Source organism: Microbacterium sp. Beta (assembly GCF_005502545.1).
GTDB classification, from domain to species: Bacteria; Actinomycetota; Actinomycetes; order Actinomycetales; family Microbacteriaceae; genus Microbacterium; species Microbacterium oxydans.
In genome coordinates this window covers 31,485-50,784 of record NZ_SCOG01000012.1, presented here as the reverse complement: position 1 = coordinate 50,784, position 19,300 = coordinate 31,485, and the positions used below count along the sequence as shown (strand labels likewise).

Annotated in this window: 22 protein-coding genes; 12 read left to right on the top strand and 10 right to left on the bottom strand. The window is 68.7% G+C overall.

Annotation, left to right across the window (positions count from 1 at the left end; all coding sequences use genetic code 11):
• Positions 1–21: 21 nt before the first annotated feature.
• On the top strand, positions 22–1,089 hold the full coding sequence (locus tag FFS56_RS12770) for a LacI family DNA-binding transcriptional regulator (RefSeq protein ID WP_127012671.1): 1,068 nt from the start codon (positions 22–24) through the stop codon (positions 1,087–1,089).
• Here the strand turns inward: FFS56_RS12770 and FFS56_RS12765 are convergent.
• Both FFS56_RS12765 and FFS56_RS12760 read right to left on the bottom strand, forming a co-directional pair.
• Positions 1,040–2,542 (bottom strand): arylsulfatase, encoded by a 1,503-nt coding sequence (locus FFS56_RS12765; protein WP_137772121.1) that lies wholly within the window; start codon positions 2,540–2,542, stop codon positions 1,040–1,042. The two genes, FFS56_RS12770 and FFS56_RS12765, sit on opposite strands and share 50 nt — an antisense overlap.
• A gap of 87 nt (positions 2,543–2,629) precedes the next feature.
• On the bottom strand, positions 2,630–3,523 hold the full coding sequence (locus FFS56_RS12760) for a formylglycine-generating enzyme family protein (protein ID WP_127013010.1): 894 nt from the start codon (positions 3,521–3,523) through the stop codon (positions 2,630–2,632).
• Positions 3,524–3,600: 77 nt separating this feature from the next.
• On the opposite strand from FFS56_RS12760, the gene FFS56_RS12755 reads away from it, so the two are divergent.
• Positions 3,601–3,912, top strand: coding sequence for an NIPSNAP family protein (locus FFS56_RS12755; protein ID WP_046747632.1), 312 nt, complete (start codon positions 3,601–3,603; stop codon positions 3,910–3,912).
• 2 nt (positions 3,913–3,914) lie between these two features.
• The gene (locus tag FFS56_RS12750; protein ID WP_046747631.1) at positions 3,915–4,487 is read left to right on the top strand and encodes a GNAT family protein; all 573 of its coding nucleotides are present in this window, start codon (positions 3,915–3,917) and stop codon (positions 4,485–4,487) included.
• 49 nt (positions 4,488–4,536) lie between these two features.
• On the opposite strand, the gene FFS56_RS12745 is transcribed toward FFS56_RS12750, so the two are convergent.
• Positions 4,537–5,037, bottom strand: a complete 501-nt coding sequence (locus tag FFS56_RS12745; RefSeq protein WP_046747630.1) for a MarR family transcriptional regulator — start codon at positions 5,035–5,037, stop codon at positions 4,537–4,539.
• Positions 5,038–5,133: 96 nt separating this feature from the next.
• Here FFS56_RS12745 and FFS56_RS12740 point away from each other — a divergent pair, with 96 nt between their 5' ends.
• Positions 5,134–6,234, top strand: a complete 1,101-nt coding sequence (locus FFS56_RS12740; RefSeq protein ID WP_082108608.1) for an LLM class flavin-dependent oxidoreductase — start codon at positions 5,134–5,136, stop codon at positions 6,232–6,234.
• An 11-nt stretch (positions 6,235–6,245) separates the two neighbouring features.
• On the top strand, positions 6,246–6,899 hold the full coding sequence (locus tag FFS56_RS12735; protein WP_046747629.1) for an NAD(P)-binding domain-containing protein: 654 nt from the start codon (positions 6,246–6,248) through the stop codon (positions 6,897–6,899).
• Here the strand turns inward: FFS56_RS12735 and FFS56_RS12730 are convergent, their stop codons facing one another.
• Positions 6,900–7,727: an SDR family NAD(P)-dependent oxidoreductase gene (locus FFS56_RS12730; protein ID WP_137772120.1), complete on the bottom strand. Its 828-nt coding sequence runs from the start codon at positions 7,725–7,727 to the stop codon at positions 6,900–6,902.
• 122 nt (positions 7,728–7,849) lie between these two features.
• Between FFS56_RS12730 and FFS56_RS12725 the strand changes: the two genes are divergently transcribed.
• The 4 genes from FFS56_RS12725 to FFS56_RS12710 all read left to right on the top strand — a co-directional run bounded on the left by FFS56_RS12725 (position 7,850) and on the right by FFS56_RS12710 (position 14,261).
• Positions 7,850–8,404, top strand: a complete 555-nt coding sequence (locus FFS56_RS12725; protein WP_046747627.1) for a hypothetical protein — start codon at positions 7,850–7,852, stop codon at positions 8,402–8,404.
• A gap of 66 nt (positions 8,405–8,470) precedes the next feature.
• Positions 8,471–11,437, top strand: a complete 2,967-nt coding sequence (locus FFS56_RS12720) for a YhgE/Pip domain-containing protein (RefSeq protein ID WP_233437333.1) — start codon at positions 8,471–8,473, stop codon at positions 11,435–11,437.
• Entirely contained in the window at positions 11,434–13,614 is a 2,181-nt protein-coding gene (locus tag FFS56_RS12715; RefSeq protein WP_127012673.1) for a YhgE/Pip domain-containing protein, read from the top strand. The genes FFS56_RS12720 and FFS56_RS12715 overlap by 4 nt, the downstream gene beginning before the upstream one ends.
• Positions 13,611–14,261, top strand: a complete 651-nt coding sequence (locus FFS56_RS12710; RefSeq protein WP_046747624.1) for a TetR/AcrR family transcriptional regulator — start codon at positions 13,611–13,613, stop codon at positions 14,259–14,261. Before FFS56_RS12715 ends, FFS56_RS12710 begins: the two co-directional genes overlap by 4 nt.
• An 18-nt stretch (positions 14,262–14,279) precedes the next feature.
• On the opposite strand, the gene FFS56_RS12705 is transcribed toward FFS56_RS12710, so the two are convergent.
• The 3 genes from FFS56_RS12705 to FFS56_RS12695 all read right to left on the bottom strand — a co-directional run bounded on the left by FFS56_RS12705 (position 14,280) and on the right by FFS56_RS12695 (position 15,388).
• Positions 14,280–14,723, bottom strand: coding sequence for a BLUF domain-containing protein (locus tag FFS56_RS12705; protein ID WP_231589675.1), 444 nt, complete (start codon positions 14,721–14,723; stop codon positions 14,280–14,282).
• Positions 14,720–14,974 carry a hypothetical protein gene (locus FFS56_RS12700; RefSeq protein WP_046747623.1) on the bottom strand — a complete coding sequence of 85 codons (255 nt, stop codon included), beginning with the start codon at positions 14,972–14,974 and terminating at the stop codon, positions 14,720–14,722. Before FFS56_RS12700 ends, FFS56_RS12705 begins: the two co-directional genes overlap by 4 nt.
• 63 nt (positions 14,975–15,037) lie before the next feature.
• Complete coding sequence (locus tag FFS56_RS12695; RefSeq protein WP_046747622.1) at positions 15,038–15,388, bottom strand: hypothetical protein; 351 nt, start codon at positions 15,386–15,388, stop codon at positions 15,038–15,040.
• Positions 15,389–15,749: 361 nt separating this feature from the next.
• On the opposite strand from FFS56_RS12695, the gene FFS56_RS12690 reads away from it, so the two are divergent.
• The 3 genes from FFS56_RS12690 (at position 15,750) to FFS56_RS20555 (ending at position 17,646) form a co-directional block, all read left to right on the top strand.
• A complete protein-coding gene (locus FFS56_RS12690) occupies positions 15,750–17,150 on the top strand; it encodes a threonine/serine exporter family protein (protein ID WP_046747621.1) in 1,401 nt (466 codons plus the stop codon).
• Positions 17,151–17,285: 135 nt separating this feature from the next.
• Entirely contained in the window at positions 17,286–17,429 is a 144-nt protein-coding gene (locus tag FFS56_RS20560; RefSeq protein ID WP_156172625.1) for a hypothetical protein, read from the top strand.
• Between the two features lie 46 nt (positions 17,430–17,475).
• Entirely contained in the window at positions 17,476–17,646 is a 171-nt protein-coding gene (locus tag FFS56_RS20555) for a hypothetical protein (RefSeq protein WP_156172624.1), read from the top strand.
• Positions 17,647–17,696: 50 nt separating this feature from the next.
• Here FFS56_RS20555 and FFS56_RS12685 read toward each other — a convergent pair whose 3' ends face one another.
• The 3 genes from FFS56_RS12685 to FFS56_RS12675 all read right to left on the bottom strand — a co-directional run bounded on the left by FFS56_RS12685 (position 17,697) and on the right by FFS56_RS12675 (position 19,198).
• On the bottom strand, positions 17,697–18,269 hold the full coding sequence (locus FFS56_RS12685; RefSeq protein ID WP_046747620.1) for a hypothetical protein: 573 nt from the start codon (positions 18,267–18,269) through the stop codon (positions 17,697–17,699).
• Positions 18,270–18,305: 36 nt separating this feature from the next.
• Positions 18,306–18,602: a hypothetical protein gene (locus FFS56_RS12680; RefSeq protein ID WP_046747619.1), complete on the bottom strand. Its 297-nt coding sequence runs from the start codon at positions 18,600–18,602 to the stop codon at positions 18,306–18,308.
• Positions 18,603–18,667: 65 nt separating this feature from the next.
• Positions 18,668–19,198, bottom strand: coding sequence for a hypothetical protein (locus tag FFS56_RS12675; protein ID WP_046747618.1), 531 nt, complete (start codon positions 19,196–19,198; stop codon positions 18,668–18,670).
• Positions 19,199–19,300 lie beyond the last annotated feature (102 nt).

Sequence of the window (19,300 nt, the reverse complement as noted above, 5' to 3'; positions counted from 1 at the left end):
TGCTCCTCAGGGGGAGGCTTCGTGAAGCGTGAGGGCGCGCCACGACTCATCGACGTGGCCGAGGCTGCCGGGGTCTCCCTGGCGAGTGCCTCCCGGGCGATGACCGGCGGCTCGGGCATCTCCCCCGAGGTGGCGGCACACGTGCGCGTGATCGCGAAGCAGCTCGGCTATGAGCCGAACATGCACGCACGGGGCCTGGCCGGCGGGCTCGTGCCGACCATCGGGCTCGTGGTGCACGAGATCGGCGACCCGTACTTCTCCGACATCGCCAGCGGCGTCATCCGCAGTGCGACCCTCGAGAACCGCTCGGTGCAGATCGCGCAGGCCGACCGCACACCCGACAGCGAGCTCGCCCAGGTGAAGTCGCTGCTGCGTCAGCGCGTCGGCTCGATCATCATCGCGGGTTCCGGGTACGCCGACTCCGATCGCGAGCAGGGCATGTCCGAAGCGCTCCTCGACTTCACCCTCGCCGGCGGACGCGCCGCGGTCATCGGTCGACACCACCTCCCCGTCGACGCCGTGCTGCCGGACAACCACGGCGCCGGCGTCTCCGTCGGGCGTCACCTGGCCGGGCTGGGGCACCGCAGGATCGGTGTCGTCGCCGGCCCCCTCGACCTCAACACGGTCGCCGACCGCATCGCCGGGCTGCGCGAGGGCACCGACGGCACCGGCGTGGAGCTCACCGTCATCTCGCGCGCGTTCACCCGCGAAGGCGGCATCGAGGGCGCAAGGGAGCTGCTCGATCGCGACGTCACGGCCATCGTCGGGCTCAACGACGCCATGGCCATCGGCATCCTCAGCGAGCTGCGACAGCACGGCATCCGCGTGCCAGAGGAGATGTCCGTCGTCGGGTTCGACGACATCGCCGTGGCCGCCGATGTGGCCCCGGCTCTCACGACCGCACGGATCCCCATGTTCGACATGGGCCGGCACGCGGTGTCCCTCATCCTCCGACCCGCGAGCGATGAGGCGCGCACGATCGAGACCACGCACGAGCTGATCGTGCGGGGTTCCTCCGGCCCACCGCGCACTGCTCCCGTCAGGAGGCGCCCGCGGTCGCTGACTCCAGCTTCGACATCACCTGATTGATCGTGAAGGACGCCGACTTCTGACGGGCGGGGAACTCGGCGAGGGACTGCAGCATCCGGCCCACGTAGGCCTGCGCCGGCACGAACAGGAAGACGTGGTCGAGCACCCAGTCCCAGTAGGTGTTCGAGGTGATGTCCGCGCGCTCATACGGGTCGGTGCGCAGGTTGAACAACTTCGGGAATCTCAGCTCGATGTACGGCTCCTGCCAGACCTGCAGCGTTCCCACGGCGCGCTGCTCGAGGAACACGAGCTTCCAGTTCTCGAAGCGCAGGGCCGTGAGATCGCCGTCGTCGGAGACGTAGAAGAAGTGCCGACGCGGACTGTGCTCGACGGCGCCGGTGATGTAGTCGAGCTGGTCATGACCATCGAGGTGCACTGTGAACTGCTCGCCGTGCAGCTCGGTCCCCGCTGCCAGCCTCTCGGCGATGTCACCGTCGCCCACGGCCGCCAGCAGCGTCACGAACCAGTCGTTGTGGCTGACGATGCCGTTGAGAGTCGTCCCCGCCGGGATGCGTCCGGGCCAGCGGACCATCGCCGGCACTCGATACGCGCCCTCCCAGTTGGAGTTCTTCTCGTTGCGGAACGGCGTCATGCCCGCGTCCGGCCAGCTGTTCATGTGGGGTCCGTTGTCGGTGGAGTACATCACGATGGTGTTCTCGGCGAGGCCGAGCTCGTCGAGAAGGTCGAGCAGACTGCCGACGACGTCGTCGTGATCGAGCATCGTGTCGTGGTAGTTCGACTGCCAGCGGCCGGCACGCCCCTTGCTCTCCTCCTTGGCGTGGGTGCGGAAGTGCATATGCGTGGAGTTGAACCAGACGAAGAAGGGAGTGTCGTCCTCTGCCTGGGTACGGATGAAGTCGGCCGCCGCGTCGCGGAACTCCTCGTCGACCGTCTCCATCCGCTTCTTCGTCAGGGGGCCGGTGTCCTCGATGCGCTGGGTGCCGTCGCCGTTCGCCCGGGAATGGATGACGCCGCGCGGACGGAACCGCTCACTGAAGCCGGGGAACTCCTCATCCGTCGGGTAGTCGGGGTGCTCCGGCTCTTCCTCGGCGTTGAGGTGATACAGGTTGCCGAAGAACTCGTCGAAGCCGTGCGCCGTCGGCAGGTGCTCGTCGCGGTCACCGAGGTGGTTCTTGCCGAACTGTCCCGTCGCGTAGCCGTGGTGCTTGAGCGCGTCGGCGATCGTGGGGTCTTCGGGCTGCAGTCCCAGCTTCGCCCCCGGCATCCCGACCTTGGTGAGTCCGGTGCGGTACGGGTTCTGCCCCGTGATGAAGGCCGCGCGCCCGGCGGTGCAGCTCTGCTCGCCGTAGTAGTCGGTGAACTTCACGCCCTCGTCGGCGATCCGGTCGATGTTGGGGGTCCGATAGCCCATCAGACCATCGGAGTAGGTGCTCAGGTTGCTGATGCCGATGTCATCGCCCCAGATGATGAGGATGTTGGGCTTCTCAGCCATGGGAGACTCCTTGCTTCAACCGGTGAGGCGAGGGCGATCACCCTCGGTCGAAGCCAAACAGTTCCCCTCACGGAAACCCAGCGGGTCTCACTCGGAGCGGGTGAGCCGGAACCCGATGTGCGACATGCCCGTGTCCTCGGCCTGCGGGGAGCGCGCCGCCGGCCGGAAGCGCAGGCAGTAGTCGGGCGAGCAGAGGTGCGATCCGCCTTTGAGAACGCGGCGCGGAATGTCGGGGAATCCCTCCTGCGCGCTCGCGGCAGCCAGGAGGTTCGTGCGCTTGCCGGCATCGACGGGGGTGCCCGAAAGGCGGAGGTGGCGCGGGGTGTAGAAGTCGGTCGTCCACTCCCAGACGTTCGCGATCATGTCGTAGAGGCCGTAGCCGTTCGGAGGGTACGAGCCGACCGGGGCCGTGCCGCCCACCCCCTGGTTGTCGTAGGGGAAGCGTCCGAGCCACGAGTTCGCCTGCGCGACGCCGCCCGGGTAGGCCTCGTCACCCCATGCGAAACGAGCACCCTCGAGACCGCCGCGGGCCGCGTACTCGTGCTCGGCCTCGGTGGGCAGTCGCATCCCCGCCCAGTCGGCGTACGCGACCGCATCCTCGAAGGCGACGTGCACGACCGGATGCTGCAGCCGGTCGTCGATCGACGAGTCGGGGCCGAACGGCCGACGCCAGTACGCTCCCGGCTGCCAGCGCCACCAGTTGCGCCAGTCCCCGAGGTTCGTCGGGCCCGACGTCGGCGTGAACACCATCGCCCCGGGCACGAGGTCGGCCGGATCCGCACCGGCGAAGGCCGCGGGATCGAGTGGACGCTCCGCGACCGTGACGTACCCGGTCGCATCGACGAACTCGGCGTACTGGGCGTTGGTCACCTGGTAGCGATCGATGAAGAACGAGGCGACCTCGCGCTCGTGCACCGGGCGCTCATCGGGGTAGAAGTCCTCGGATCCCATCAGGAACGTACCGCCGGGGATGTGGACCATGTCGCGGGAGTTCGTCACGAGACCGAGCGTAGTGTCCGGTTCGCCCGCGGTCCGGGTGATCTGGGAAGATCATCCGCATGATCACCGTTCATCTGCGCTACGAGATCGATCCGGACAAGCTGGACGAGTTCACCGACTACGGCCGCACCTGGATCCGTCTCGTCGAGAAGCACGGCGGCACCCACCACGGCTACTTCCTGCCGAGCGAGGGCGACAGCGACGAGGCCTTCGCCCTGTTCACCTTCCCCTCCCTCGCGGAGTACGAGGTGTATCGGACGGCATCCAAGACCGATCCGGAGTGCATCGAGGCCTTCGACTTCGCGCGCAGGACGCAGTGCATCCGTCGATACGAGCGCCGCTTCCTCAGCCCGGTCTTCGACGGAGCGTAGGCGTGGACGCACCGGCCGTCGACGTCTCCGCGCTCACGGAAGTCGCCACCCTGACGACCCCGCGGCTGCGACTGGAACCGCTCGGCGTCGCGCACATCGACGGCGTGTGGGAGGGGCTGTTCGACGAGGAGAGCATGCGGCTCACCGGCACGCGCCAGACGTTCACCCGCGAGGCGGTCGTGCGGCATCTCGAATCGATCGGCGGCAGAGACGACCGCGCGGACTGGGCGATCATCGACCTCGAGACCGGCGGGTACGTCGGCGAGGTCGTGCTCAACGAACTGGAGGCGGACGATGCCGCGATGAACTTCCGCATCGCCCTGAACCCCGGTCGCCTCGGACGCGGCTTCGGCACCGAGGCCACGCACGCCGTTCTCGACCACGCGTTCGACCGCATCCGGCTGCACCGCGTGAGTCTCGATGTCTTCTCGTTCAATCCCCGCGCCCAGCGCTCCTACGAGAAGGCCGGGTTCCGGTACGAAGGACGGCAACGCCACACGCTGTTCTGGGACGGCGAGTGGGTCGACTCCATCCTCATGTCGGCGCTGAGCACGGACGAGCGCCCCGCACGCTGATCGGGAGGAGACGGAAGGTCGTCCGCCCAGGCGGGACCTCTGATCGGCGCTACCGCCGACCCGGCCCGTCGTTCCCGTCCTCCCTCTCGAGGTCGAGGTGCCGACGCAGGGCGGAGGTGATGTCGTCGAGGTTCGCGAGCTGCTCCGGGGACAGCGCGTCGACGAAGACGTCTCGGATGGCGCGGAGGTGCGGCACGTTCGCGGACCGGAACGCGGCGGCGCCCTCGTCGGTGAGGTGCACCTCGACCCCGTGCACCCCATCGGCACGTGGGGCCCGTCGCACGAGGCCCCGCTTCTCCATCCGCCCGAGGTGGTGCGAGAGGCGGCTGCGCTCCCAGTCGATGAGGGCAGCGAGCTCCGACGACCGCGCCGTGTGTCCTGGCGCTTCGCTCAGGGCGAGGAGCACCTGGTAATCGCCGGTGGAGAGCGCCGATGACGTCTGCAGTCGGGCGGCGAGTCGTTCCCGCAGCGTCGCTGACGTCTCGACGAAGCCTCGCCAGACGCGCAGCTGCTCGGGTGTCGGCGTACGGCGATGACGTTCGTCGGTCATGCGACCTCCCGGGAATTGATGTGTCAATCCTACGGTTGCAGCCTATTGACACGTCAATCCGGAGTGGCCGGTGACGCGAGAAAGGTCGTGGCGGACATGAAGGAACTCGAGTTCGGACTGAACTCCTTCGGCGAGGTGGCGACGGACGCAGGCCGGGTCATGTCCGACGGCGAGACGGTACGGCTGCTCATCGACGAGGCGCAGCTGGCGGAGTCCGTCGGCCTCGACGTGTTCAGCATCGGCGAGCACTACCGCGAGGGGCAGGTGGATTCCGCGACCCCCGTACTGCTGGCTGCCGCGGCGCAGGCGACGTCGACGATCGGGCTCGGCACGTCGGTGACCGTGCTGTCGACGCAGGATCCGGTGCGGCTGTACCAGGAGTTCGCCACGGTGGACGGCATCTCGAACGGCCGAGCGCAGCTCATCCTGGGGCGCGCATCGGCGATCGAGTCGTTCCCCCTCTTCGGCTACGACATCGCGGAGTACGAGCAGATCTTCGAGGAGAAGCTCGACCTGTTCCTGCGCCTGATGCGGGAGGACAGCGTCACCTGGAACGGCGCCTACCGCAGTCCCCTGGAGAACGTGCGACTGCACCCTCGGATGCCGGAGGGCGGCATCCCCGCGTGGATCGGCATCGGCGGCAGCCCCGACTCCGTCATCCGTGCCGCCGAGCACGGACTGCCCCTCATGATGGCGATCATCGGCGGTCGTCCTGAGCGGTTCGCCGGGCACGCACGCCTGTACCTGCGCGCGCTGGAGCAGTTCGGTCGGCCCGAGCTCCCGATCGGGCAGCACTCGATCGGCCTGATCGCCGACACCGACGACGAGGCCAAGAACGTGCACTGGAAGTTCTGGGAGCCGGTCGTGACGCAGATGAGCAAGGAACGCGGCTTCTATGCACCCACCCTCGAGCGCTACCGGGAGGAGGTCGACACCGGCGCCCTCTACGTCGGCTCCCCCGAGTCGGTCGCGCACAAGGTCGCGGCGGCCGTTCGCAGCAACCACCTGTCGCGGTTCGACCTGAAGTACGACATCATGCACCTGCCGAAGGATGTGCGGGAGCGCAGCATCCGCCTCTTCGGGGAGGTGGTCGCGCCGCGCGTGCGCGAACTGCTCGCGGAGGACCCGGGAGAGGGCGCGTTCGCCGACCCCGGTCTCGCCCGCATCACGAAGGACGGCAAGGCCGTCCACGCCTGAAGGAGAGCGTCATGAACGACACGATCGAGACCATCGGGATCCTCGGCGCCGGCAAGGTCGGCACCACGATCGCACGCCTGGCGCTGGCTGCGGGCTACCGCGTGCTCATCGCCGGCTCCGGCGCTCCGGAGCGCATCGCCCTGACCGTCGACGTGTTCGCCCCCGGTGCGGTCGCGACGACAGCCGAGGAGGCGGCAGCCGGAGCGGACGCCGTGATCCTCGCTCTCCCGCTCGGCAGGTACCGCACCCTTCCGGTCGAGCAGCTGCGCGGCACGCTCGTGCTCGATGCCATGAACTATTGGTGGGAGACCGACGGCATCCGCGACGATCTGAGCGATCCGCGCACCTCGACCAGCGAGCTGGTGCAGGAGCACCTCTCGGGCGCACGCGTCGTGAAGGCACTGAACCACATGGGTTACCACGACCTGGAAGACGAGGCCCGACCGGCAGGAGCGCCGGGACGGAAGGCGATCGCCATCGCCGGGGACGACGCCTCGGACACCGCCGTCGTCGCGGCGCTCATCGACAGGCTCGGCTTCGATCCGGTGGTGATGGACACCCTGGCATCGGGAGCCGCATTGCAGCCGGGCACACGCGCCTTCGGCGCCGACGTCACGGCGGCGGAGCTGCGCGGGCTGATCCTGCAGCAGGTGGCGGCGCGGTGATCAGCCCGCGGCGATCCATGGGCGGGTGAAGTCGAGCACCGCGCCGCCGTCGGTGTCGGCGAGCGAGACGCCGACGAATCGCGTCGCCCCCTCCGAGCTCTGCCAACGGAACCGGTACTCGTCCGCCAGCGCTGCGGCGGCGATGGCGGCCCCTGCCGATTCCGCGGTCTGCGCGTTCGCGAAGGCGCCGGCGGTCCGTGCGATGTACGCATCCAACAGCGCGCCGTAAGGTCCACCGCCTTCCGGACGCAAGGCGTTCTCGACGAAGGCACTCGCGACTGCGGCCGGCTCGATCACGCTGACCCCCACGCCGAAGCGCTCGGCGACCACCGCCAGCGATTGCATGAATCCCTCCACGGCGAACTTCGCCCCGCAGTACGCATCGGCGAACGGCTGCCCGACGGCCCCGCCCACGCTCGTCACGGTGAGGATGCGACCGGTGCCGCGCTCGCGCATGCCGGGCAGCACGAGCTTGGCGAGGTTGACCGGCGCCAGGTAGTTCACGTCCAGCTGTGCCTGGATCTGCGCCATCGTCAGCTGCTCCGCGGTGGCGACGCTCCCCTGCCCCGCGTTGTTCACCAGCACGCGGATACCGCCGAGCTCGGCCTCGACCTCGGCCACCAGACGTGCCGCCGCCCCGTGGTCGACCACGTCGAGGGCGCGCACGTCGAGCTCCACGCCGGCCACGGCCGCCGCCTCCCGCAGCGCTGCGGCCTTCCCCGTGTCGCGCATCGTGGCGACGACGTGCAGCCCGTGCCGTGCCAGCTCGACGGCGGCGTGCAGCCCCATGCCCGATGAAGTGCCGGTGATCAATGCGATGTCGTTCATGGGGTGACTCTAGACCTGTCGCCGCTGACCGGGCGAGAGCCCACGGCTAGGATCCCAGGAGCGCGACGACGCGGCCCGTCAGCGGCCGATCACGACGCGCACCACAGACCATGGAGGCACCGATGCCCAGCTCCCCCCGCCTGCGCGCGAGCGCGCTCCTCCTCGCCGGAGTCCTGGCGTGCGCCGGGTGTTCCGCCGCGATCCCGAGCGCGCCGACGGCCGTCGGCGACGGCTTCCCCGGCACCTTCCTGCCGGCGGAGGTCTCGTGGCCCTCCGACTTCCTCGAATCCCTCCCCGGGGAGTCCGAGGCGATCGGCGGGCGCATCGTCGGCCTTCGCCTCGAGTGGGTCGACGGGGATTTCGTCTGGCGCCTGCGCAGCGCCGACACCCGGCACGACATGTTCGGCGAGCCGGTCGACGATCCGAGCTTCGGCAAGGAGTCCCTGGTCGATGTCCGCACGCTGGAGGTCATCGCCACGGGCGAGACCGAGCTCACCGCAGCGGAGCAGCAGATGGACGGCAGCAGCGCCTACAGCGCGGCCCAGCTCTCGGGTGAGACCTATCCGAGTCCGCTCATCGTCGAGATGGCGCGCGTCATGAAGGACGGCGCACCGTCGTGGCAGCTGACGATGTGCGATACCGCGACCAACGAGATGACCGTCACCACTCTCGACTGATGTGCGCGACGCCGTTTCTTCAGCTAACTTGCACGTTGGTGTGCACGTAATGTGTAAACTCGTCCTGTGAAACAGAGCTGGCGGGTCTACAAGCGCGACGTCAAGAGACTCTCCCGCGTGCCCAAGGCGTGGATCATCATCATCGGCGTGCTCATCACGCCGGCCCTGTACGCGTGGTTCAACATCAACGCGTTCTGGGACCCCTACGCCAATACGGCGAACATCCGCGTGGCGGTGGTCGATCTCGACGAGGGAGCCACCTCCGATCTCACCGGCCACATCGACATCGGCGAGCAGGTGACGACACAGCTCGAGGACAACGACCAGCTCGGGTGGACGTTCATGGGCGAGGACGAAGCCCAGGAGGCCGTGAAGAGCGGCGACGTCTACGCCGCCATCGTCATCCCGGCGTCGTTCAGCGAAGACCTGATCAGCATCACCAGCGACGACTTCACGCAGCCGGCGCTGAAGTACTACGTCAACGAGAAGGCCGGGGCGATCGCCCCGAAGATCACGGATGTCGGTGCCTCCGAGCTCGACAAGCAGGTCACGAGCGCCTTCAAGGAGCAGGTCGCCCTGGCGGCGACGAACGCCCTCAAAGAGGTCGGCGACTCCACCGAGCTCCGCCTGCTGAACGCGAGGGACAACACCCTCGACGCCTTCGACCAGGCAGCGCAGACACTCGCCTCGGCTCGAGAGAACCTCGCCGAGACGCAGGACGGTCTCGCCTCCTCCCGCAACACGCTCTCGTCCGCACGGAGCACCCTCGGCGACGTCGACACGACCCTCGGTGACGTACAGAGATCGCTCGCCCAGACGCAGTCGATCATCGCCGAGACGCAGAAGGAGGTGATCACCTTTACCGACAGCGCCACCACCGCGTTCCTGCAGGGGACGACCCTGCTCGCCGACGCCTCCTCGAAGGCGAACGTCTCCATCACGCGCCTCACCCAGAGCCTCGAGCAGGCAGGCGTGCGCATCGATGCCGGTATCGACGACGTCTCCACCGTGCTGAAGGCGAACGAGGCGGCAGCCGCCCGGTTGCAGGCGCTCCTCGACGACACCGACCTCAGCGAGGACACGAAGCAGCGCCTGACCGAGGTGATCGCTTCCCTGCAGGAGCGCAACGCCACCGACCAGCAGCTGCTCGCCGACCTGAAGACCCTCAAGGCCGGCGCCGCCGACACCGTCGGCTCGATCCAGGCGACGGCCGATGCCGTGGACCGCGCGATGCAGGACACCAGGGACGCGTCGTCCTCGATGCGCGACATCCTCACCGGCACCGTCCCCGCGCTGAACAGCGCCATGGCGCAGCTGTCGGCGAGCGTCGGCTCGTTCTCCGCCGCTCTGGATGCGCAGAAGGGTGTGCTCGCCCAGGCGGACCAGCTGCTCGGCGGACTGGACTCACAGCTCGTCGCGACCTCCGCGGCACTCACGAGCTTCGACGGCGACCTCGCCGGCATCGAACAGGGCCTGCAGACCTCGCGCACCGACGTGGTCGCGCTGAACGCCGCATCCGAATGGGGTCTGCTCGGCACCCTCACCGACCTGGAGCCCGAGCAGATCGCCCAGTTCATCTCCTCCCCGGTCGAGGTGGACGAGCACCTGGTGTTCCCCGTCGACACCTACGGCTCGGCGATGGCCGCGCTGTTCACGAACCTGTCGCTGTGGATCGGCGCTTTCGTGCTCATGGTCATCTTCCGCGTCGAGGTCGACACCGAGGGCGTTGAGGGCGTCACGGTGCGAGAGGCCTACTTCGGCCGCTTCTTCCTCTTCGCGACGCTCGCCGTCGGCCAAGCGCTGATCGTGTGCACCGGGAACCTCATCATCGGGGTGCAGACGGTCAGCGCACTCGCCTTCGTCGGGACGGGTGTGCTCATCGCCCTCGCCTACGTGAGTATCGTCTACGCCCTGTGCGTGGCGTTCGGGCACGTCGGCCGCGGACTGTGCATCCTCCTCGTGATCATGCAGATCCCCGGCGCCTCCGGCCTGTACCCGATCGAGCTGATGCCAGGCTTCTTCCGCGCGATCTATCCGCTCCTGCCGTTCTCCTACGGCATCGACGCGATGCGCGAGACCATCGGCGGTTTCTACGACGGTCACTACTGGCGCTTCCTCGGCGCCCTCGCCGTGTTCGTGGTGCTCGCCTTCCTCATCGGACTCGTCCTGCGCCGCCGTCTCGCGAACTTCACCCTGCTCTTCAACCGACAGGTGCTCGCCACCGACCTGCTCATCGGCGAGAAGGTGCAGGTCGTCGGGAACGGATACCGGCTCACCGACGTGATCCGCGCCCTCTCGAACCGCAGCGACTACCGCGACGATCTGGCACGGCGCGCCGAACCGTTCACGCGCCGGTACCCGATGCTGTTGAAGGGCACGGTGCTCACCGGGGTGGCGGGCCTCGTCGTGCTCGGTGTCCTCACCTGGGCTCTCCCCGGATCCAAAGCCCTGCTGCTGGGCCTGTGGACCCTGTGGATCCTCCTCGTCATCGGATTCCTCGTCGCCATCGAATACATCAAGCACAGCTTCGAGAACGGTGCCGAGGTCGCGGCGCTCGACGATACCGAGCTGCGCCGCCTCGCGCTCGCCGGACCCGCAGTCCGGGACGCGGCCCTGCCCGTGGGGACCGCTGCCCACGACGTGTCCACGACCGCTCCGCTCACCAGGACCGCGCCCGCTGCCGATACCGAGACGGCTGCCGACACCGCGCCCGCTGCCGACACCGAGACGGCTTCGGGTGCCGAGGCACACGCGCTGCTCACCGAGTGGTTCGAGCCGGACGGAGAAGCGGAGTCGGTGGAGGAGCCCGAGGGCCCGGCCCCCGAGCCCGGCAGCTCCGAATCCGCCACCGCTGAGGGCCGACCCGCAGAGCGCCGACCCGTCGAACCCGACACCGCGCCCGAACTCACAACTGAAGACGACACGGCCGAAGAACACACCGCCGAAGGAGACACCGCCGAACAAGACACCGCAGAACAAGACACCGCCGAACAAGACACCGCCGAGCGAGCCGAAGGGGAGGACCGCGCGTGAAGAACATCCTGGATCTGACGCGCCGCGACGTGCGTCACGCCACCCAGAACGTGATGGCCTGCATCGTGCTGTTCGGCCTCGTCGTCATCCCCTCGCTGTTCACGTGGTTCAACGTCATCGCCAGCTGGGACCCGTTCGCCAACACCAAGGATCTGAAGATCGCTGTCGCGAGCACGGATGCCGGGTACGAGAGCGATCTCGTGCCGATCCGCGTGAACGTCGGCGAACAGGTGCTCTCCCAGCTGCGCGGGAACGATCAGCTCGACTGGGTCATCACCGACGAGCACGATGCGATCGACGGGACGAAGTCGGGCGAGTACTACGCCGCGATCGTGCTGCCGGAGACCTTCAGTGCCGACATGCTGACGTTCTACGCCGACGGCGGCGACCGCACGCACATCGCGCTCTACACGAACGAGAAGAAGAACGCCCTGGCCCCCAAGATCACGGGGCAGGGTGCGGAAGGGGTGTCGTCCGCGATCAGCGACACGTTCGCCCAGGCCCTCGGCGATGTGGCGCTCGGCCTCGTCTCATCGATGTCGGACTATCTCACGGATGACGACACGCAGGCGGCGCTGAACCGCATCGAGGCGCGACTCGGCAGCGTCGGGGACCAACTGCGGTCCGGGGCGACGACCGCCGACACGTTCACCGCTCTGCTCGAGGCGAGTCGTCCTCTGTTGGAAAGCGCCTCTGGCCTGGTTGGTTCGGCCGGCGATGCGTTCAAGGACACCTCTGGCGCCCTCGGCAGCGGTGTGGATGCGGCGGGCGCTCTCAAGTCGACCCTGCAGACGGCCGCGCAGTCGCTGGCGGACGCCCTCGCGGCGACGTCGAGCAGCTACGACGCCGTCGGTCAGCGCATCGACGAGCTGTACGCCGGCGCGGACTCGCTCAGCGGAAGCCAGGTGCAGGCGATCACCACGCTCGCCGAGCGCGTGCAGCAGCAGATCGACCAGTACCAGGCCGTGAAGAACACCTTGGAGACCCAGGTCGGACCTAACCTGCCGGATTCCGCGCAGTCCGACTTCGACGCGGTGATCAGCCGACTCGACGAGGCGATCGCGCGCCAGCAGGCCCTGCAGCAGCGGCTCCAGGACACGGCGACGCAGATCGCGGCCGGCAACGACGCGGCGCAGGGCTCCCACCAGGAGATCAGCGCCGCGATCGCCGACGCCAAGAAGGCGATCGCCGACGCGCGAACCGCGTACGACGACGGGCTCAAGACGAAGCTGAACGCCCTCTCGTCGACGCTCGCGCAGATCGGCTCCGACGTCTCGGCGATCCGCTCCGACCTGTCCGGCATCACGTCGGGCCTGTCCGGGGCGTCCGACTCCGTACTGTCCACCCTGTCCCGTGCCCAGGAGGCCACGACCGGGCTGTCGGCGGCGCTGAACTCCCTGGCCGACAGGTTCGACGGCGTGCAGCAGTCCATCGGAAAAGCCGCCGACACCGGTGACCTCAGTGCCCTGATCGGCGCGGACCCCGGTGTGCTGGCGACCTCGCTCGCCGAGCCCGTGCGTCTCGACCGCACCGCGGTGTTCCCCGTGGCAGGCTTCGGCGCGGCCATGGCTCCGCTGTACATGATCCTCGCCCTGTGGGTGGGCGCTCTTCTGATGACCGTGACGATCCGCACGGACGTGAACGGCGAGACGCTGCCCGACCGGCCGGAGCTCACCCCCACGCAGAAGTACCTCGGCCGCTACGGCGTCTTCGGTCTGGTGGGCCTCGCGCAGAGCACGCTCCTGACGCTCGGACTGATCCTGTTCGTACAGATCGAACCGGCGCATCCGCTGCTGCTGATCCTGGCGGGGTGGGCGATCTCGACCGTGTTCACGCTGATCGTCTACACCGCGGTCGTGGCGTTCGGCAACGCGGGCAAGGCATTGTCGGTGCTGCTCCTGGTGATCCAGATCTCGGGCTCGGGCGGCGCCTACCCGCTGCAGTTGCTGCCGGACTGGTTCCAGAGCATCAGCCCCTTCCTTCCCGCGACCTACGCGGTGAACATGGTTCGCTCGGCGATCGCCGGCGTCTATCTGGGCGACTTCTGGTGGTCGCTCGGTGCTCTCGCGCTGTTCATCGTCCCCGCTCTCCTCCTCGGTCTCGTGCTGCGGCGGCCGCTCGTGAACTACAACCGCAAACTGGTCGATGCCCTCGCCTCGACCAAGGTGATGTCGTGAGCACCGCGACTCCGCGAGACGGGCAGGAGACCGCCGCTCCGGCTCCGCGCCGGCGTCGCGATGCCCTGGCCAACCGAGAGTCCCTGCTGCGGGCGGCGCAATCGGTGCTCGCGACCAATCCCACAGCCTCCCTCGATGCGATCGCGCAGGCCGCGGGTCTCACACGCCGAGCCGTCTACGGCCACTTCGCCGACCGCGACAGCCTGCTGCGCGAGGTGATCGCGGTGGGGGCGCAGCGCTTCAACGCGATCGCCGAGACCACGGACGAGTCCGATCCGCGCGTGACCCTGGCGCGGATGGCGACTCGGCTCTGGCGGGAGGCTTCGGCCGTGCGCGCTTCGGCGAACATCGCACTCGACGACGCGCATCTGGCGGACACCGTCCGCGCCCTGGCTCCGCTGCGACGACGCATCCGCGACCTGACCGCAGTGGGGGTGGGGTCGGGAGCTTTCCGCGGCGACATGCCCCCTGAACTGCTCGCCTTCCTGATCGAGGAGACGGCCAGGGCCACGCTGCGCGAGCTGCGGCTGACCACGACCGACGCCGACGCGACCGTCGTGCGCGTGGTGCTCAGCATCGTGGGGCTCTCCTGGACCGAGCAGGCCGAGCTCATCGACGCGCATCCCGAGATCTTCGCCCGGGGCTGAGCGCCTGCTGACGCGTGCTCAGTCGCGCGCCCGTACCCGGAACCACAGGGTGAGCTCGGTCAGCGCCCTGAGCGTGGTGTCGACGTCTGCACCGGCGTCCAGGTCGGCGAACGAGTCCCGGAAGCCCGAAGGGCGGCTCTCGCCGACGTGCAGGGCGCGATACCCCATGGTCCAGTCCGGAAAGCGGCGCTCGGTGATCGACTGCGTCAGGAGCACGCGCAGGTCGCGGTGCCGGGAGTCACGGCGGATGGTGTCGACGAGGCCGGCGATCGTGTCCGCCTGCCCCTCCAGCACCTGGATGAAGCGACCGTCTCGGTGAAGGAGCATGCCGGTGATGCCGCGCCCGTCGTTGAGGCGACGACACACGGCGAGCAGCTGCTCGAGCTCGGTCTCCCTGAACGGCTGGGATGCCGTGCTCGTATAGACGAGCGACACCAGACCGGTGGCCGAAGCCGAGCTCACAGCGCGGCCCCCTGCTCGCCGTCGTGGATCTCGGACGATGCCGCGTCTGTCAGCTGCTCGACCGCGGCGGTCGCTGCCCGCAGGGTCGGGAAGTCGCCGAGCGACCGTGATCGGGCATCGAACGCGCGGTACTCGCCGTCCGGCTGCCTGTCGATGTATCCGAGGAAGTCGCCGCGGCGGCTCCCGACATGGAAGCCCTCCTCGACGCACGCCCAGAGGACGTCGGGATCGGGCAGGGCGGAGTTCGGCACCTCAGCAGACTAGGCGCACGGTATCCGTTGCGCGCTCCCCTTTACAGCGGTCGCGTCGGTGCGCTACGCACGTGCCCCGTGGTCGATGTCGAAGTCGATCGACGCGATACCTATCTCGTCATCCTCATCCTCATCTCCGGCGGCGCGCTGGGGGAAGAGGGGGTGGCGTCGGATCTCCGCTGCCTCGTCGGAGAAGTCCGGATCGTCGCCGTCGGAGGTCTGCGGCCCGACCAGGAGGTCGTTGCCGACGCCGACGATCAGATCGGCGGAATCCTTCTTCCCATCGATGACGATCGGGAGCCGGAGCGCCGCCGACTCGCCTTCGCTCGCGATGGCGGCGGCGAGCGCGACGAGCGCGTCGGCGACGTCGTCGGTCGTGACCACCTGTTGGCCTGCATAGGACACGAGTTTCATATCCACGACGGTGCCACGATCGGCGCAGCACACCCAAGGGGGTTGCATCGCGGCCCTCTCGAACGCTAACCATGCCCACCGCGTCGCTACCAGCGCGTCGAGGTTTCCGTCAAGGGAGGGTGCCCGATAACAGTGTTGCCGCGGTTCCCGCGTATCGTGGCCGACACGAAGAGCCGCTTCAGCGCTCTACGTCGGTCGAACCGGCGGCGTGTCCGGATTCTCTCTCGGGTCCGGGCGGCGGCTCGGGGGTGGGTGCGCATACGCACCCGCTCACTCGATCTCGCCGGTCCTCCGCGTTCGGGTCGCGGAGGACCGGACAGTCTTCCCCGCGATCGGCGGCACCGGCGAGAGAATGGACCATATGTCCGCGAACTCCCGCCGGCCGCTGCTCTCCTCCGTACGTCGCCTGTTGCACACCGATCCTTCGACGGTCGCGCACACCGAGGCCATGCCCGTCATCGACGAGCGCACGGTCCCCCGCGTGCTCGACCTCGCGACGCGCATCGGGGAGTCGATGTTCGCCGTCGGCGCCTCCGCGCACGAGGTCACGCTCGCGATCACGCGGGTGTGCGATGCCTACGGGATGCGCGGCGTGCAGGTGGACGTCACGTACAACTCCATCACGGTGTCGTTCCACCTGAGCGGCGAGGTCTGGCCCGAGACCCTGGTGCGGGTGGTGCGGGTGACGGCGCCCGACCACGCGAAGCTGCAGCGTGTGCAGGCCCTGGTCGCCGACATCGACGGCGGCCTCGACCTCGAATCCGCCCGCACCACGTTCCGCGCCATCCGGCGCGTGCCGTTCCGCTACCAGCAGCCGGTCGTGATCGTCGCGCGCGCTCTGCTCGCGGTCGGCGTCAGCATCATGCTCGGTGCCGCACCGATCATCGTCGGACTCACATTCGTCGCCGCGCTGTGCGCAGCCCTGACCCAGGCCGGGCTCGCGCGGCTCCGCGTCCCCCTGTTCTTCAGCCAGATCGCGGGAGGCCTGGTGACGACGATCGTGGCCGTGGTGGTCTCGGCGCTCGGCACCGCGGGGATCGAGCCGTTCGTCGGCATCCGCCCATCGATCATCGTGGCCTCGGGCATCGTGTTGATGCTCGCCGGTCTCACGGTGGTCGGCGCGGCACAGGATGCGATCGACGGCTTCGCCCTCACCGCAGGCGGGCGCATCCTGGATCTGACCATGCAGACCCTCGGCGTGGTGATCGGCATCCTCGTCGGCCTCGAACTCGGCGGCGTCCTGGGCTTCACGATGGACCTCCCGGACGACCCCGCACCGTTCGGGCCGCCCGTGAACCAGTTCGCCGGTGCGATCATCATCGCGGTCGCCGTCGCGGTGTTCAACGGCGCCGGCATCCGGATCATCCTGGTCAGCGCGCTCCTGAGTGCCGTGACCCTCGCGGGCTACACGGGATCGGTGGCGCTGAACCTGCACCCCGCGGCGGCGAGCGCGGTGGGCGCGCTGCTGGCGAGCTTCCTCGGGATGCTGATCGCGCGAAACCTGCATGTCCCCTCGGTCGCGGTGACCACGGCGGCGATCGTGCCGCTCGTTCCCGGAGTGGCCGTGTTCCAGGGCCTGCTCGAGATGGTCCACGCGGCGGGCACGTCGACGGGGATGCTGCTCGCCGGCGGTTCCCTCATCGATGCGGCCGTGATCGGGATCGGTCTGGCCTCCGGTGCCTCGCTCGGCCTCTACCTCGGAACCCCCGTCCGCGCCACCCTCGCCAGCGTCGCGAAGACCCGAGCCCGCACCCGCCGCTGACCCCTCCCTCTCCGCCGTCCGCTGAGCCGCAACCGGGATTGTCCGCTCGCGGGCGCCCACCTGTCAACGGGCAGACGGACCGGGCGGAAGTCGGGCGACACTGGTCGACCAGCCACTGATCGATCGGAGACCCGCATGTCAGATCCCCAGCACCACTCAGACGACACTCCCGAAATCGAGGCTCAGGGCATCGACCCGGACATGCCATCGACCGACGACGATATCGATGACGACGGCGACGAGGACGGCGACGGCATCGGCGTCGAAGACCTGCCCTGAGAACGTCGACGCGCGTCGAGAACCCCCAGCGACCAAGGAGGATCCCATGAGCACGAACGACCGGAACGACATCAGCACCGAGCCCTCTCCCGGGCCGGAGGACAACGACAACCTCGGGGCCGAGGACGGCAAGGGAACCCCGCCGTCCGTGCCGCCGACGGACAAGGACGCCGGCACGGACGACAGCACCGACGCCGAGAACCCCGGCAAAGACTGACGGCCTTCAGCAGGTGAGAGGAGCGCCTTCGCGGACTTCCGCGGGGGCGCTCAGCCTTGTCCCGGCTTGCCCAGCATCTCTCCGGGCGCGAGGGAAGGACACGTCGCCGAAGCGCTGAGGGCCGCGACCTCCGCCCGGATCGCGACGCCCGAGTCCATCTTCGCGACGGTGTAGACGACGCCCTGCTGCGATTCGTCGGCGGGGATGTAGCCGATGAGCACGCCGTCGAGGTTCGGATCCTCGGGCCACGCCATGCCCGATGCCGTGCTGACGAGATCCGCTGTCGGGTTCTCTCGCAACCAGTTCGCAGCCCCTGCAACCGTCGAGTCGGCCACGGTCCAGTAGCCCTCGAGCTGGGCGACCGGCTGGCACGGCCACCCCTGGTAGGAGCCGAACGAGACCGGCTTCTCGGTCACGCGCACGGCCCCCGGCGGCACGACGGCCGCATCCAGCCAGCCCTGTGCCTGCTCCTCGGCTGCCGCGTCGACTCCCGCGGGCGGTGCGCTCTGCGTGGCGGTGGGTTCGGACGTGGGCGCGGCGGAGCCGTCGCCCACCGCGGAGGCGCACCCCGTCAGCAGAAGGACGGCGGACAGACCGAGGGCCAGGGCGGAGCGACGTCGCATGACCCCACTATAGGGAAGCGGGACGAGCGGACGAGTTCAGCCGAGCTGGTCGAGGACGAGCTCACCACGCGCGTTGAGGTGCTCCATCATGCGCTCGATCCGCTTGGTGTCGATCTCGGGCATCGTCGCGCCGTCGAACGCGAGGATCAGAGGGATGGCGGGGTGCATCCAGATGGTGAGACGGCCGGCGGGGTTCTTCTCCTCGGGCAGCCACGTCATCATGAAACTCTCGTGTCGACGCAGCTTCGTGCCGATCACGATCTTCAGGTGCGCCAACGTCGCGTCGTCGACCTTGATCGGAGGACGAGAGCTGTTGTACTCGAGAGTTCCCATCCTCTGAGATTACTCCGGAGCAGGACATTTCTCGGGTTCCGGCGCTCGACGCGAGAGCAGAGCCCTCAGTGCCCGTGGGCGAGCTGCTGGATGAGGATGGCCAGCCCGCCGAGGGCGATCAGGATCCCCAGCGCGATCACCTGCTTCCACCAGGGCGCCCGGGTGCGACGGACGGCGACGTACCCGATCAATCCGAGGATGGCGACGTAGACGACCGAGGCGATCGTGAGAGCGGTGCCCAACTCGACCCAGTCGAACACCGCGAGGAGGAGGACAAGGAGCGGGATGGCCGCCGAGGCGATCGCCGTGCTCGTGAGGCGGAGCATCCGCCCGAACTCCCGCCGATCAGGGAAGGTCGCGTGCACGGCCAGGTGGGCAAGGAGCTCTGCCACGAACCCGGCCACCGCGATCGCGACGATGCCGACGAGAAGGGTGATGCTCGCCCGCGCGGCGCTGGTGTGCTCGACGTTCGAGGCCTGAACGAGCACGATGGCGAGGCCGGTGAAGGTGGCGTAGATCCGCTCCTTGATCGAGGCGGTGACGAGGTCGGCCGACTCTCCGCCCGGCGATGTGCGCTCGTCCTCGGCTGGCTGCATGGCCCGCAGATTATCAGCACCCCTGCACCCGTGGCCGGTCAACCCCCTGATGTCGATCGACTCCGAGGACTACCGTCGCCAGTCCCGACGAGAGGAGAGAAG

Excerpts from the sequence above, each read along its gene's own strand:
- FFS56_RS12765 (WP_137772121.1), bottom strand. The coding sequence starts at position 2,542 with ATGGCTGAGAAGCCCAACATCCTCATCATCTGGGGCGATGACATCGGC.
- FFS56_RS12760 (WP_127013010.1), bottom strand. The coding sequence starts at position 3,523 with ATGGTCCACATCCCCGGCGGTACGTTCCTGATGGGATCCGAGGACTTC.
- FFS56_RS12755 (WP_046747632.1), top strand. The coding sequence starts at position 3,601 with ATGATCACCGTTCATCTGCGCTACGAGATCGATCCGGACAAGCTGGAC.
- FFS56_RS12745 (WP_046747630.1), bottom strand. The coding sequence starts at position 5,037 with ATGACCGACGAACGTCATCGCCGTACGCCGACACCCGAGCAGCTGCGC.
- FFS56_RS12740 (WP_082108608.1), top strand. The coding sequence starts at position 5,134 with ATGAAGGAACTCGAGTTCGGACTGAACTCCTTCGGCGAGGTGGCGACG.
- FFS56_RS12735 (WP_046747629.1), top strand. The coding sequence starts at position 6,246 with ATGAACGACACGATCGAGACCATCGGGATCCTCGGCGCCGGCAAGGTC.
- FFS56_RS12730 (WP_137772120.1), bottom strand. The coding sequence starts at position 7,727 with ATGAACGACATCGCATTGATCACCGGCACTTCATCGGGCATGGGGCTG.
- FFS56_RS12725 (WP_046747627.1), top strand. The coding sequence starts at position 7,850 with ATGCCCAGCTCCCCCCGCCTGCGCGCGAGCGCGCTCCTCCTCGCCGGA.
- FFS56_RS12695 (WP_046747622.1), bottom strand. The coding sequence starts at position 15,388 with ATGAAACTCGTGTCCTATGCAGGCCAACAGGTGGTCACGACCGACGAC.
- FFS56_RS12690 (WP_046747621.1), top strand. The coding sequence starts at position 15,750 with ATGTCCGCGAACTCCCGCCGGCCGCTGCTCTCCTCCGTACGTCGCCTG.
- FFS56_RS20560 (WP_156172625.1), top strand. The coding sequence starts at position 17,286 with ATGTCAGATCCCCAGCACCACTCAGACGACACTCCCGAAATCGAGGCT.
- FFS56_RS20555 (WP_156172624.1), top strand. The coding sequence starts at position 17,476 with ATGAGCACGAACGACCGGAACGACATCAGCACCGAGCCCTCTCCCGGG.
- FFS56_RS12685 (WP_046747620.1), bottom strand. The coding sequence starts at position 18,269 with ATGCGACGTCGCTCCGCCCTGGCCCTCGGTCTGTCCGCCGTCCTTCTG.
- FFS56_RS12680 (WP_046747619.1), bottom strand. The coding sequence starts at position 18,602 with ATGGGAACTCTCGAGTACAACAGCTCTCGTCCTCCGATCAAGGTCGAC.
- FFS56_RS12675 (WP_046747618.1), bottom strand. The coding sequence starts at position 19,198 with ATGCAGCCAGCCGAGGACGAGCGCACATCGCCGGGCGGAGAGTCGGCC.